Below are 12,461 nucleotides of genomic sequence, written 5' to 3' on the forward strand. Positions count from 1 at the left end.
GCTTAGAAGAGCCGTTCGCGAACGTAGATCGTGTCGCCGGCGATGATCGGGCCGGATATGTTGATGCGGCCGGTCAGGACCTGTCCGTTTATCTTGCGGGTGACATCCACCATGCTCTGGTTGGCGCGGCTGGTGAACCCGCCGGCAACTGCGATGGCGTTCTGCACGGTCATGCCCGGAACATAGGCATATTGGCCGGGCTGGCCGACTTCGCCCATGATGAAGATCGAGCGGTAGCGGTCGACGTCGATGGTGACATCGGGATCGCGAAGATAGCCCTGCTGCAGTTTCTGGGCGATCTGCCCTGAAAGTTGCTGCAGGGTTCGGCCGCGGGCAGGGACCTGGCCGATGAGGGGGAAGGCGATATAGCCGGCCTGATCGACCGTGTAGGTATTGGTCAGGCTCTGCTGGTCAAAGACGGTGATGCGCAGCCGGTCGCCGCTATCAAGCGTATAGGGCTGGATGGTCGCCTCGTTGAAGGCTTTCGGCGCGGGTTTGTACGTCGTGCAGCCGCCCAATGCTGCCGTCATGGCTGCAAGGCTCAGGGCCAAAAGGATTTTGGGCGGGGCGACAGACATCCGCTGGTGCTCACAGAAATGAACTCGGTGAGATCGTTATCGATCCGTTAGGGTTAATGCCCGGTAAAAGACGGCCGACAATTTCCGGCGTTCTTTGCTGATCCCACTCATTTCTTCGCAAACTTACCATTAACCGTTGAGTTACCATGGTCGTTTACGCTTGCGGCACGTTTGTTGTGGAGTAAGAGCATGTCCAGCGTAGTGCGTGATCAGGATGTGGACATCGACCTCGGCCAGCTGGCTCGCGCCGTCTGGGCGCGCCGGCTCAGGATTTTGACAATCACGCTCGTGGCGGCGGGCGTCGCTTTTGCCGGCGCCAAGATCATCTCGCCGCAATATCGCAGCGAAACACGCATCCTCATCGAACCCCGCGCGCCAGCCTTCGCCAACACCCAGCAGGCGAACGAAGCCGGCGCCGGGCCGCTGATGGACGAGCTGAATATCGCCAGCCAGGTGCAGCTCCTGCAATCGGCCGATCTCCTCAAGAAGGTGATCAACGACCTGAAGCTCTACAATCTGCCGGAATTCGACGATGCGGCCAACGGGTCGGCGATGAGCAGCATCCTGGTGAAGCTGCATCTGAAGAAGAACCCGATGGAGAACCCGCCGGAAGAACGGGTGATCGACGCTTTCGTCGAGCGGTTGCAGGTCTATCAGGTGCCGGGTTCGCGCGTCATCGGCATCAATTTCACGTCGAAGGATCCGAAGCTCGCAGCCGCCATCCCGAACGCTATGGCGAATGTCTACCTTTCCACCCAGAGCGGTGCCAAGCTTGCCTCCAATTCGGAAGCGACGCGCTGGCTTGAGCCGGAGATCGAAAACCTGCGGCAGAAGGTCAGTGAGGCCGAGAAGAAGGTTGCCGAGTATCGCACCAACCACGGTCTGCTGCAAACGAACGGCACGACCACATTTCCCGCCCAGCAGCTTAATGACATCTCCGCAGAACTCACCCGCGTGCGGGGCGACAAGGCCAATGCCGAGGCGAGGGCGCAGGCGGTGCGCAATGCGCTGTCATCGGGCGAAGCTTCCGATACGCTGCCTGACATCATGTCCTCCCAGGCGATCCAGCGGCTGAAGGCGACGGAATCGGGCCTGCAGTCACAAATATCAGATCTGCAGACCAGTCTTCTCAACAGTCATCCCCGGCTGAAGAGCCTGCGCGCCCAGCTCTCCGATATTCGTGGCCAAATCCGCCAGGAGACGCAGAAGATCCTGGCAAGTATCGAAAACGAGGCGAAGGTTGCCGACCTCCGCGCGAGCGAACTCGAGCGCCAAAAGGACGCGGTACAGGCCAACAGCGCCCGTGCCGGCGAAGACGAGGTTGGCCTCAACGCGCTGGAGCGCGAGGCGAACGCCCAGCGCCAGCTGCTCGAAACCTATCTGGTTCGCTATCGCGAAGCGGCCTCGCGCGCCGACAGCAATTCCAGCCCGGCGGACGCCCGTATTGTTTCCCGGGCCATCGAGCCGGTCGATCCCTATTTCCCGAAGGTAGTGCCGATCGTCGTCGTCGCGACCGTCGCGACGCTGATTCTGAGCGCCATCGTCACCATGCTCGCTGAACTCTTCAGCGGCCGGGCGCTTCGTCCTGTCGATGGGTCCCGTGACACGGTCGAGGCTGAAACGGTCGCCGAAGACAAGAATGTGCCGCAGGCCGCCTCGGTCGTCGCTGCCGTCAGAAGGCCCGTCCAGCCGAGCATGCTCGCCGGTGTCACGGAGAATGACGGAAAGGACGTGATCGAAGAAACGGCGGCTGCCGAAGAGACGCCGGAGGACGACAATGAATTTTCCATTGCCTCCGTTGCTGACTACCTGACGGGCAGCCGCGCATCGCTGGCAATCGCCATATCTCCAACCGGTGACAACGGTTCGGCGGTGACGGTTGCGTTGACGCGCATGCTCGCCAATGCCGGCTGTCGCGTCATTCTGATTGATATGACCGGCTCCGGCTATCCCACAGAACTGATGGCCGAGAGCCAGGTCGCGGCTGGCATCACCGATCTGCTGTGCGGCGAGGCCGCCTTCGGCGACACGATCCATAGCGATCGTCTTTCCGATGCTCATCTGATCCCGCAGGGCCAGAGCGACGTGCGACGCGCCATGCGCGGTGTCGACCGGCTGTCGCTGCTGCTCGATGCGCTCGCCGCCGCCTACGATCTCGTGGTGGTCGAATGCGGTGCGGCCGACGTCGCCGGCGTCTCGCGGCTGACGCGCAGCCGTGATGTCGAGATCATCCTCTCCCTTCCGGAGATTGAGGAGACCATCTTTGTGACCTTGATGACGGAATTCCAGGCTGCAGGCTATGAGCGCGTGGTGCTGATGTCGGGCGGCGAAGGGGCCGAGCAGGTGCTCGGCCAGGCCGCCTGAAGCATGTCGCGCAAAAGTGTGCAGCGGTTTTGCGAAGAATGACATGCGCAAGACAAAGAAAGCTCAGCCGATCCGTGCGCGGATGTTCTGGGCGAATTTATAGAGCTTCGGGCGCGCCTTTATATGCGCCTTGCCCCGGGTAACGATCCGGTGTGCCGCGCCGGCGGCGAGGCCAAACGGCGAAACCGGCAGCACCACGTCGTAATGAGCGGTCTCGACCGGCGCCCAGGATCGTTTGTAGGTCTGATCGCCGAGGCCAAAGTCGAACACCGCGACGCCTTTGCCGTGCAGTCCCGAAATGGTTTGCCAATAGAGGAATTCGCCGGGGCTGGTATCGGGCACAAGATCTTCATCAATCGCTCCGAACTGGCAGATGACGTGATCGCCCTTGCGCGAAATGCCGGAGATCGCGGCGATCCGGTCCTTGTTCTCGCCCTTCAGCCGCAGCGCATGCATCTGTAAGCCTAAATACTGTCTTGTATCATCCCGCTTGTCGATGAGGCCGTGCAGGAAGGCTTGCGTTTCCGGATCGGCGAAGACGTCGCGAAGGCCAAGGCTCGCGAAGCGGATACTCTTCAGGCGGAAGAAGATATCGAGCAGGTGGTGCTGTTCTTCCGATGTTTCCGGGATGGTGTGTTCGACGCCACCGGCCGCTTCCAGACGTCTCGATTGAACGCGGAATTTCTTACGCCGGCTCTTGGCGTTGAGCTGCTTCAGCGTCTCCTCGAAATTGGAGAGGAACGGCAATTGATAGGCGTCGTTCTGGTTCTGCACCATCGGCAGTCCGGTGAGCGGGGTCTGTCGCCCGCGCCATTCCAGCGGGACGTTTTGCAGCAGCAGCAGATCGGCATGGCCCTTTAACGCCTGCCGAAGCTGCGCCGCGAACTTCTCCGCGTCGATGCTGCCGCCGCTTTCGGCAAAACTGCCGGAGAACAGACCGGTATTGATATTGCTGTGATCGGCAGCGATGAACTTTGCGACGGTCAATCCGCGGGATCTGACGATCTCGATCGGCAGAATGAAGGCCGTCTCCCCGGCATAGGTGCCCTTGAGGATCGCCAGCGGCCGCTGAAAGGCATTGACCCAGGCAGCGCACCAATCATAGCTCTGATGAAGCGAATGGAGATCATCGGTCTCCATAGCCCGCCAATCATCCTCCAATGGCCGCATCGCGTCGAAAACCGAGATGTCGATTTTCGCCATGGCAAGTTTCATGCTCACCTGGCGTAGGCGTGAAATCGCCATATCGGCCAGCGCGCCATCGTCTGACGGCTGTTCATCAACGTCGAGCTTTTGCGTCTGCACGGGAACTCTCCGGTCAAAATGTTGAACGGGAAGGTAGGTATGCAGGACGTATATTTGGTTTAACCGCCGCTCCTCAGCGACGTTTTCCGCCGATCACGGTTATTCGGCCGTTAATGGCTACTGCCGCCGCGGTCCGGCCATCCACTTGATGATCACCATTGCCGGCAATACCCAAAGCAGGCCGGTCAGCAGGAAGTAGAGCAGTTGCTCCCACCAGGGGGCGTTGCCGAGCGTCGCCACCGCGATCGTGTTCGCCACCAGCGCATAAACGAGCACAAGCACGATGATAAGGATCGTGCCGATGAATTTGCGGAGGCGGACGGGCATCGTTTATCTCTTATATGGGTAGCGCGGAGCGGCGCGACGGCATGCCGCAAAGCTTCGGGGCTTGTTTTGCATGAGCCGGTGGGGCAAATCAACTGCCGGATAGAAGGAGACATCATGGCCGTCGCGAACCTCACCACGGAACAGGCGATCCTGAGCGAAGTGCACAAGCAGAACCGCAATCGCCGCGCCTTGCGGCTGTGGCTCGGCTTCGTGCTTCTGGCGCTCTTCTGCCTCGTGCTCGTCGGAGGCGCCACGCGGCTGACCAATTCCGGCCTGTCGATCACCGAATGGAAGCCGATCCATGGCGTCATTCCGCCGCTGTCGGCAGCGGAATGGGACGAGGAATTCCGCCTCTACCAGCGCATTCCCGAATTTCAGCAATTGAACAGTTCGATGACCGTCGACGAGTTCAAGAGCATTTTCTGGTGGGAATGGGCGCACCGGCTGATCGCCCGCGGCATCGGCGTGATCTTCGCGCTGCCGCTCCTCTATTTCTGGCTGACGGGTCGGATCGAGAAACGCCTGCGCTGGCCGCTCGTCGGCATCCTGGCGCTCGGCGCCCTGCAGGGCTTCATCGGCTGGTGGATGGTGTCCTCAGGCCTTTCCGTTCGCACCGACGTCAGTCAGTACCGGCTGGCGACGCATCTCGTCATGGCCTGCCTGATCTTTGCCGGCTGCATGTGGATCATGCGCGGGCTGTCGCCGCACTCCAACGATCCGGCGCCGGCACGCAGCTCGCGCGGCCTCGCTGCCGCCATCGCTGTTTTCGCGCTGTTCCAGATCTATCTCGGCGCTTTGGTGGCGGGACTAGACGCCGGTTTTTCCTACAATACCTGGCCGCTGATGGATGGCGCCGTCATTCCCTCGGATCTGCTGATCCAGCAGCCCTTCTGGATCAATGCCTTCGAGAATCCGAAAACCGTGCAGTTCATCCACCGCATCGGCGCCTATACGCTCTTCGCACTGGTGCTGATCAACATGGTCATCGCCCTTCGCACCGCCCCTTGGACCACCCATGCCCGTCGCGCCGTCCTGCTTTTCGCGCTGGTGACCGTTCAGGCGGCGATCGGCGTTGCCACGCTGCTGATGCAGGTGCCGCTTCACTGGGGCCTGCTGCATCAGGCCGGCGCGCTTGTTGTATTCGGTTTCGCCGTCGCCAACTGGCGCGGCTTTTACGGTGAATACCCGCACGAGACGATGATCGCAGAACGCGATTGAAAGCGGGAGGCCTTCATTCGTTCTAACGGAGCACGCCGTCGAGCAGCGGCATGCCGATGATGGCAGCCGCCGCGATCAGCACGTAGCAGGCGATGCGGAAGGTCCGTTCCTCGGCAAGCCCGAACAGTTTCGAACCGCCATAGAGACCCAGCGCATAACTCGGCAGGATAACGACGGTGAGGGCGAAGACGGCGGGCACGAACAGCTCGCCGATATAATAGCTGATGGCGCTGAACACCGACGAGATCGAAAAATAAAGCACGACATTCGCTCTGACACGCGCGAAGTCCGTCTTGCCGCCGAGCCAGTAGGCTACGACAGGCGGTCCGCCGAGTTGCGCGGCGCCGCTGAAGAGTCCGGCGATCAGGCCGACGCCGCTGCTGAGCGGTGCTGACGGCGCGCCGTGGTAGCGCCATCCCGATACGAGAAGCGCGAGCAGAGAGATGGCGATGATCGTGATGCTCCAGCGCAATAGCGTCGGGTCGAGCAGCGCCAGTAGCGCCGTGCCGGCCGGGACGCCGAGTACCGCACCGGCCGCCATGACGAAGACTTCGGACCGGTTAGCGTCGCGCCAGGCGGGTGGGATCATCCCCAGCGTGGCGATGCCGTCGATGACGAGCAGGATCGGCGAGACCAGCTTCGGCCCGACGATGGCGCCGCCGAGCGGGACGAAGATCAACGCTGCGCCGAAACCGGAAAAGCCGCGGGCAAGCCCGGCGATGAAGGCAAAAGCCATCAGCGCATAGATGCCGTGATCGGGCAGGGCGGCGGCAAACCAAGCCTGCCCGTCGGAGACAAGCGCATCCAGCGTCATGGCGTCAGGAGGCGAGCATCAGGTCCATGTTCTGCACGGCCGCACCCGAGGCGCCCTTGCCGAGATTGTCGAGCAGCGCCACCAGATTGACCTGGGAACCGCCCGGCGTGCCGAAGACGAAGAGCTTCATCGTGTCCTTGCCTTCGAGTTCGACGGCATTGACGCGGGCAAGCGCCTTGCTGTCGGAAAGCGGCACGACGGTGACGATTTCCTGTCCGGCATAATGCGCGACGAGTGCGGCATGGATGCTTTCCATCGTCGTACCCTCGGCGAGATCGTCGAGATGCAGCGGCACCTGCACGATCATGCCCTGCGCGAACTTGCCGACCGACGGCGAGAAGATCGGTGCGCGGTCGAGCAGGCCGTGCACGGTCATTTCGGGCACATGTTTGTGAGTGAGCGGCAGGCCATAAAGGAAATGCGGCGCGGTGATCGCATCCGGATGATCCGGGTTTTCCATCTGCGCGATCATCTGCTTGCCGCCGCCGGAATAACCGGAGACTGCGTTGACCGTCACCGGATAGCCATCCGGCAGAATTCCGGCGGCGCGAAGCGGCCGGATGAGGCCGATAGCGCCCGTGGGATAGCAGCCCGGGTTCGAGACGAAGCGGGCGGAAGCGATTTTCTCGGCCTGCTCTTTGTCCATTTCGGCAAAGCCGTAGGCCCAGCCGGGATTGACGCGAAAGGCCGTCGACGTGTCGATAACGCGGACGTTATTATTGGCCGAGACCATCTGAACCGCTTCCTTCGACGCGTCGTCGGGCAGGCAGAGCATGGCGATGTCGGCGCTGTTCAGCATGTCTTCGCGCATGGCGGCATTGCGCCGCTCGGCCTCGGGAATGGACAGAAGCTCGACATCGCGGCGGCCGGCCATGCGCGTGCGGATCTGCAGACCCGTTGTGCCGTGTTCGCCATCGATGAAGATTTTCGGTGCCATGTTAGACCTGCGCTTTCAATCGGTTCTGAGGATTTCCGGATTCGATTTGAACGATGATAAATCAGCCTTGTGACACCGCAATGGCGCGTCGCTCGGCACGAAGGCCCAGCATATACATTGCTACCGTTGCCCCGGCAATGGCGGTGACATCGGCATGGTCGTAAGGCGGCGACACTTCGACCACGTCGGCGCCGCGGATATCGAGTTGGTGCAGACGCTGCAGCACCGAGAGGATCTTGGCGCTCGACGGTCCGCCTGCAACCGGCGTGCCGGTGCCCGGGGCAAAGGCGGGATCCAGGCAATCGATATCGAATGTGAGATAGGCGGGAGCGCCGCGCGTATGAGAGATGATCGCCGAGGCGATGTCGCCGGCATTCATGTCTTCGACCTGGTGACCATAGAGAATATTGATGCCGCAATCCTCCGGCGCATGGGTGCGGATGCCGATCTGGATCGAGCGGTCAGGATCGACGATGCCCTCGCGCACGGCCCGCGCCACGAAGGAGCCGTGGTCGATACGCCGCTCTTCGTCGAACCAGGTGTCCTGGTGAGCGTCGAACTGCACGAGTGCGAGAGGCCCGTGTTTTGCCGCATGGGCTTTCAGCAGCGGCCATGTGACGTAGTGGTCGCCGCCGAGCGTCAGCAGAAAGGCGCCGCTGTCGAGGATCGCGTTGGCTTGGCGTTCGATGGCGCCAGGTGTGTCCTGGTGATTGCCGTAGTCGAGCAGGCAATCGCCATAGTCGATCACCGCCATGTCGGCGAACAGGTCGCGGTTGAAGGGATATTGTGCATCATTGTCGAATATCGCTGAGGCGCGCCGGATCGCCTGCGGGCCGAAGCGCGTGCCCGGTCTGTTCGATGTGGCGGCGTCGAACGGGATGCCCCAGACGGCGACATCGACGCCCGCAAGTTCTTTGGTGAAGCGGCGGCGCATGAAGGACAGCGCGCCGGCGAAGGTGGGATCGCTGGCGGCCGAAGTGAGAGTGGTCGCCGTGAAGGCATGATCAATGGTCTTGTTCGCCAAGGGGGCTCCTTCTCTATCAGCGCTGGCGTGGTCGCGTTCGATGTCGACCTTATATCGACTGGCCACCGGTCACGACCAAACCGCCTGATGGCGTCTGCCTGATCCTGACCCGAAAGCAACTGATGTTTCCTTTCGGGGCAGGTAAGGGGTAGGCGAGGTGCGCCGAGATTTCAAGCGATCCCTCGCTTGACGGCAGCTCTGCGTTTTAAGCTGCCGGCATTCCGTGGCAATTCCTCAGACGGTCTTCCGCGCCAGCTGGCGCAATCCGGCCAGCGTTATCAGCGCTGCCGCGCCGGTATAGGCCGCGAGCGGCCATGCCGTGTTCCCGTCGAGCAGAACCACGAACAATGTGCCTGCAACACCGACCAGCAGGCTTTCGACACAGAAGTAGAGCGCCACGGCTGTTCCCGCGGTATTGCCAAAAGCAGCAAGCGCACCATTGGCCATGACGGCGGTCGCAAGGACAATGCCGATCGCGATGATCCACATCGGTAGGATGAGGCCGATAAGGGGTGCCCGCAGAAACATCTCTCCCGTTGCAAGCATTACCGCGCCGACAAGCAGTATCGCCATGCCCCTTCCGAGGCTGCCTGCAATGCCCCAGCGTGTGACGAAGCACTTGGCAAAGCGCGCCGTCACGATCATCACCAAGGCCACCGAGGCAAAGATGAAGCTGAAGGTGATGCCGGAAAAGCCGGCCCGATCGATCAGGATACGGGGTGCGGTCGAGAAGAAGACGAAGAAGGCTCCCATCGCCGCGCTGAAACCGGTCGTATAGATCCAGAAGGGCAAGCTCGCGAGGATCGGGCGTATGGCGATGGCTGTCGTCGCCGTAGCGGGGCGGGTTTCATGCCACCGCATGGCGGCATTGAGAATGGCGACGATCGACAGCAGGCCGATGATGAGAAAGATGGCTCGCCACCCATAGTGGTCGGCAATCACCGCGCCGACGACCGGCCCGAACGCAGGCACAAGCGATAGCAGGGAACCGAGCAGGCTATAGATGACGCTGCTCTCCGGCCGTTCGGCGTAGACGTCGCGCACTGTTGCGAAGGTGGCGACAAGAGCCGCTGAGGCGCCGATCGCCTGCAACAATCGCAAGGCCACGAAGAGGAGTGCGGATGAGGCCCCGGCAAGCAGAAAGGACGCAAGGGCAAAGAGTGCCGCCCCGCCGAGCAGCACGGGCCGCCGCCCGACGATATCGGAGATCGGACCAAAGACAATCTGGCCGACGCCGAGCACAAGCATGTAGAGGCTGAGGGTCAACTGGATGACCTCAGGCGAGGTGCCGAGCGCCTGGGGCATCGTCGGCACGACCGGTAGATAGATGTCCATGGCAAGCGACGCCAGGATGTCGAAAGGAGCCATCAGCAACAAGCTTGCCGGCACGGAATAATTCCACGACGGAATTTTCGGATAAGACATGGGTAAGATCCGCTCAAATGATTTTCATTCGGCGGCGATCTGTCTTTCATCAGTATCGGATTTGCTGGGACAGATGCCGCAACAACAGCGCAAAGTTGTTGCGGCTTAGTTGTCCGCGGACTTGGTTGTTCCCATGATGCGACCTTGATTGCGGCACCGCTCGTTCGCGAAACCCTTTGTCGGATTTCCACCAGCAGAACCGGAGTGCGGCAATGGCGGCGAGGCGATGCCGGGATTCATCAAACGCCCCAACAGAAAGGCCGGGTTTCCCCGGCCTTCGTAATTCCGTCTGTCCGAAACGATTAGCGCTTGGAGAACTGGAACGAGCGGCGGGCCTTTGCCTTGCCGTACTTCTTGCGTTCGACGACGCGGCTGTCGCGGGTGAGGAAGCCGCCCTTCTTCAGCACCGAGCGCAGGCCCGGTTCGAAGTAGGTCAACGCCTTGGACAGGCCGTGGCGAACAGCGCCGGCCTGGCCGGAAAGACCGCCGCCGGCAACGGTTGCGATGATGTCGAACTGGCCGTCACGGGCAGCTGCGACAATCGGCTGGCGGAGGATCATCTGCAGGACGGGGCGGGCGAAGTAAGCCGTGAAGTCCTTGCCGTTGACGATGATCTTGCCGGAGCCGGCCTTGACCCAAACGCGGGCGACGGCGTCCTTACGCTTGCCGGTCGCGTAGGAACGACCGAGCGAATCGACCTTGCGGACGTGGGCCGGAGCGGCAGCTTCGGAAGACGTGCCGAGATCCTTCAGAGAGGAGAGGTCAGCCATGATCAGGCGCTCCTTACGTTCTTTTTGTTGAGCGCGGCAACGTCGAGGGCGACCGGCTGTTGGGCTTCATGGGGATGGTTGGGACCGGCGTAAACGCGAAGGTTCTTCATCTGGCGACGGCCGAGCGGGCCGCGCGGAACCATGCGTTCGACAGCCTTTTCGAGGACGCGCTCGGGGAAGCGGCCTTCGATGATCTGGCGTGCGGTGCGCTCCTTGATGCCGCCGGCATAACCGGTGTGCCAGTAGTAGACCTTGTCGGAATACTTCTTGCCGGTGAAAACCACCTTGTCGGCATTGATGACGATGACGTTATCGCCGTCGTCAACGTGGGGCGTGAATGTTGCCTTGTGCTTGCCGCGCAGGCGCATAGCGATGATGGAAGCGAGACGGCCAACGACCAGCCCTTCGGCGTCGATGATCACCCACTTCTTCTCCACCTCTGCAGGCTTCTGTGAGAAGGTTGCCATAGTGAATACTCTCTTTTAGGACCCTTGGGCCGAGGGCTTTAAGGGCGTTTCTTGTTGCTTGGATTGGCAAGCGCGAACCTGCCAAAAAGAAAGCAGCCCGGACAGGCTGCGTTCTGGCGCGGTGTATAAAGGCAATGTGACACAGGGTCAATATCGGCTTTCGCGACCGTTGGAAAAAAAGGCAAATGAAAACAGTCGGTTAGATGTGTGGTGTTGAGATACCTCACGATTAAGCTGAATATTTGCCCTATTTAACATTGTAGCGTTGCCCGCCGGCGATCGAAAACCGTCGCTAATCCTCAAAGGCACGCAGGCATTTTATCATTTCCCGAAGGCCGCGTGTCAGATGCTTGTCTCGACGAAGAACCATGCCGAGGCGGCGTGTCAGCTTCGGCTGCAGCGACGATGTCGTCAGGAGACCTGCGCGGTCGCGCCTCACCGCCAGACCCGGCAGGATGGACCAGCCGAGTCCGACGGCCACCAGTTCCTTGATCGCCTCGATACTGCCGAACTCCATCGCCGGTCGGATCCTGGTATTCGGGGCGGCCAGCCACGCGTCGATTGCCCGCCTCGTATTGCCGCCCTCATAAAGCAGCAGCGTCCTGTCGCGCATGAAGGCGGCGTCCGGCCCACCCTTGGGCACAGGGCTACCCGGAGGGGCGACAGCCAGCAATTCCTCCTCGTAGAAGGGTTCGATCTCGAAGTTCCGTCCCGATGCCGGCAGGGCCACAACGGCGATGTCGAGACGATTGGCTTCCAGATCGCGCAGAATATCGTCGGCATTGCCGATCGAGACGGTGATTTCGAGGCCAGGCATGGACTTCCGGGCGGCGGCGATGGCGCGGGGAAGCAGATGGATCGATGCCGTGCCGCCGCTGCCGATGCGGACACGGCCGCTGGCGCCATCCCTGTGGGGCATCATCGCTTCTTCCGACGCGGCTGCCTGCTGAAGCAGACGCCTTGCATGCGAAAGCAGGTCGATGCCCGCAGCCGTCGGTTGCGCCCGCCGTCCGACGCGCTCGATCAGCCTGACGCCGAGCCGCTGTTCGAGCCCCTTGATCTGCAGGCTGACGGCCGGCTGCGTCACGCCTTCCTTGTCGGCCGCAGCCGTAAAGCTCCCGAGGTCGGCGACATTGATGAAGGTTGCGAGCTGATCGAGATTGAGGAGCATGCCAAAGAAATCCTTATGCATATGATAATATCCATAAGCTTCTTTCGCTGCTCCTTCCAGC

General features: G+C 61.5%; 12 protein-coding genes. 2 read left to right on the forward strand and 10 right to left on the reverse strand.

The genetic code is table 11. The features are described from left to right. Nucleotides 1-2: 2 nt before the first annotated feature. Nucleotides 3-578: a polysaccharide biosynthesis/export family protein gene (locus RHE_RS07970; protein ID WP_010060356.1), complete on the reverse strand. Its 576-nt coding sequence runs from the start codon at nt 576-578 to the stop codon at nt 3-5. Nucleotides 579-767: 189 nt separating this feature from the next. On the opposite strand from RHE_RS07970, the gene RHE_RS07975 reads away from it, so the two are divergent. After that, the gene (locus RHE_RS07975) at nt 768-2,942 is read left to right on the forward strand and encodes a GumC family protein (protein WP_011424889.1); all 2,175 of its coding nucleotides are present in this window, start codon (nt 768-770) and stop codon (nt 2,940-2,942) included. Nucleotides 2,943-3,005: 63 nt separating this feature from the next. Here the strand turns inward: RHE_RS07975 and RHE_RS07980 are convergent, their stop codons facing one another. Further along, complete coding sequence (locus tag RHE_RS07980; RefSeq protein ID WP_042118226.1) at nt 3,006-4,247, reverse strand: GNAT family N-acetyltransferase; 1,242 nt, start codon at nt 4,245-4,247, stop codon at nt 3,006-3,008. Between the two features lie 117 nt (nt 4,248-4,364). Next, nucleotides 4,365-4,574 carry a DUF2842 domain-containing protein gene (locus RHE_RS07985; protein WP_011424891.1) on the reverse strand — a complete coding sequence of 70 codons (210 nt, stop codon included), beginning with the start codon at nt 4,572-4,574 and terminating at the stop codon, nt 4,365-4,367. A 114-nt stretch (nt 4,575-4,688) separates the two neighbouring features. Here RHE_RS07985 and RHE_RS07990 point away from each other — a divergent pair, with 114 nt between their 5' ends. Beyond that, the gene (locus RHE_RS07990) at nt 4,689-5,792 is read left to right on the forward strand and encodes a COX15/CtaA family protein (protein WP_011424892.1); all 1,104 of its coding nucleotides are present in this window, start codon (nt 4,689-4,691) and stop codon (nt 5,790-5,792) included. A gap of 22 nt (nt 5,793-5,814) precedes the next feature. Here the strand turns inward: RHE_RS07990 and RHE_RS07995 are convergent, their stop codons facing one another. The 7 genes from RHE_RS07995 to RHE_RS08025 form a co-directional block, all read right to left on the reverse strand. After that, a complete protein-coding gene (locus RHE_RS07995) occupies nt 5,815-6,606 on the reverse strand; it encodes a sulfite exporter TauE/SafE family protein (protein WP_011424893.1) in 792 nt (263 codons plus the stop codon). Nucleotides 6,607-6,610: 4 nt separating this feature from the next. Next, nucleotides 6,611-7,543 carry an N-acetyl-gamma-glutamyl-phosphate reductase gene (argC, locus tag RHE_RS08000; RefSeq protein ID WP_011424894.1) on the reverse strand — a complete coding sequence of 311 codons (933 nt, stop codon included), beginning with the start codon at nt 7,541-7,543 and terminating at the stop codon, nt 6,611-6,613. A gap of 61 nt (nt 7,544-7,604) precedes the next feature. Continuing rightward, nucleotides 7,605-8,567, reverse strand: a complete 963-nt coding sequence (gene speB / locus RHE_RS08005; protein ID WP_020920978.1) for an agmatinase — start codon at nt 8,565-8,567, stop codon at nt 7,605-7,607. Between the two features lie 234 nt (nt 8,568-8,801). After that, nucleotides 8,802-9,992: a CmlA/FloR family chloramphenicol efflux MFS transporter gene (cml, locus tag RHE_RS08010; RefSeq protein WP_011424896.1), complete on the reverse strand. Its 1,191-nt coding sequence runs from the start codon at nt 9,990-9,992 to the stop codon at nt 8,802-8,804. 302 nt (nt 9,993-10,294) lie between these two features. After that, entirely contained in the window at nt 10,295-10,762 is a 468-nt protein-coding gene (rpsI, locus tag RHE_RS08015) for a 30S ribosomal protein S9 (protein ID WP_011424897.1), read from the reverse strand. Nucleotides 10,763-10,764: 2 nt separating this feature from the next. After that, on the reverse strand, nt 10,765-11,229 hold the full coding sequence (gene rplM, locus RHE_RS08020; protein ID WP_011424898.1) for a 50S ribosomal protein L13: 465 nt from the start codon (nt 11,227-11,229) through the stop codon (nt 10,765-10,767). Nucleotides 11,230-11,521: 292 nt separating this feature from the next. Next, nucleotides 11,522-12,421, reverse strand: coding sequence for a LysR family transcriptional regulator (locus RHE_RS08025; RefSeq protein ID WP_011424899.1), 900 nt, complete (start codon nt 12,419-12,421; stop codon nt 11,522-11,524). Nucleotides 12,422-12,461: the final 40 nt, after the last annotated feature.

Origin of the sequence: Rhizobium etli CFN 42, assembly GCF_000092045.1 — a bacterium.
Classification (GTDB): Bacteria; Pseudomonadota; Alphaproteobacteria; order Rhizobiales; family Rhizobiaceae; genus Rhizobium; species Rhizobium etli.

What these genes read in the sequence shown, in the direction of transcription:
- RHE_RS07970 (WP_010060356.1), bottom strand. Translation starts at nt 578, where the DNA reads ATGTCTGTCGCCCCGCCCAAAATCCTTTTGGCCCTGAGCCTTGCAGCC.
- cml (WP_011424896.1), bottom strand. Translation starts at nt 9,992, where the DNA reads ATGTCTTATCCGAAAATTCCGTCGTGGAATTATTCCGTGCCGGCAAGC.
- argC (WP_011424894.1), bottom strand. Translation starts at nt 7,543, where the DNA reads ATGGCACCGAAAATCTTCATCGATGGCGAACACGGCACAACGGGTCTG.
- RHE_RS07985 (WP_011424891.1), bottom strand. Translation starts at nt 4,574, where the DNA reads ATGCCCGTCCGCCTCCGCAAATTCATCGGCACGATCCTTATCATCGTG.
- RHE_RS07975 (WP_011424889.1), top strand. Translation starts at nt 768, where the DNA reads ATGTCCAGCGTAGTGCGTGATCAGGATGTGGACATCGACCTCGGCCAG.
- RHE_RS07995 (WP_011424893.1), bottom strand. Translation starts at nt 6,606, where the DNA reads ATGACGCTGGATGCGCTTGTCTCCGACGGGCAGGCTTGGTTTGCCGCC.
- RHE_RS08025 (WP_011424899.1), bottom strand. Translation starts at nt 12,421, where the DNA reads ATGCATAAGGATTTCTTTGGCATGCTCCTCAATCTCGATCAGCTCGCA.
- RHE_RS07990 (WP_011424892.1), top strand. Translation starts at nt 4,689, where the DNA reads ATGGCCGTCGCGAACCTCACCACGGAACAGGCGATCCTGAGCGAAGTG.
- rpsI (WP_011424897.1), bottom strand. Translation starts at nt 10,762, where the DNA reads ATGGCTGACCTCTCCTCTCTGAAGGATCTCGGCACGTCTTCCGAAGCT.
- rplM (WP_011424898.1), bottom strand. Translation starts at nt 11,229, where the DNA reads ATGGCAACCTTCTCACAGAAGCCTGCAGAGGTGGAGAAGAAGTGGGTG.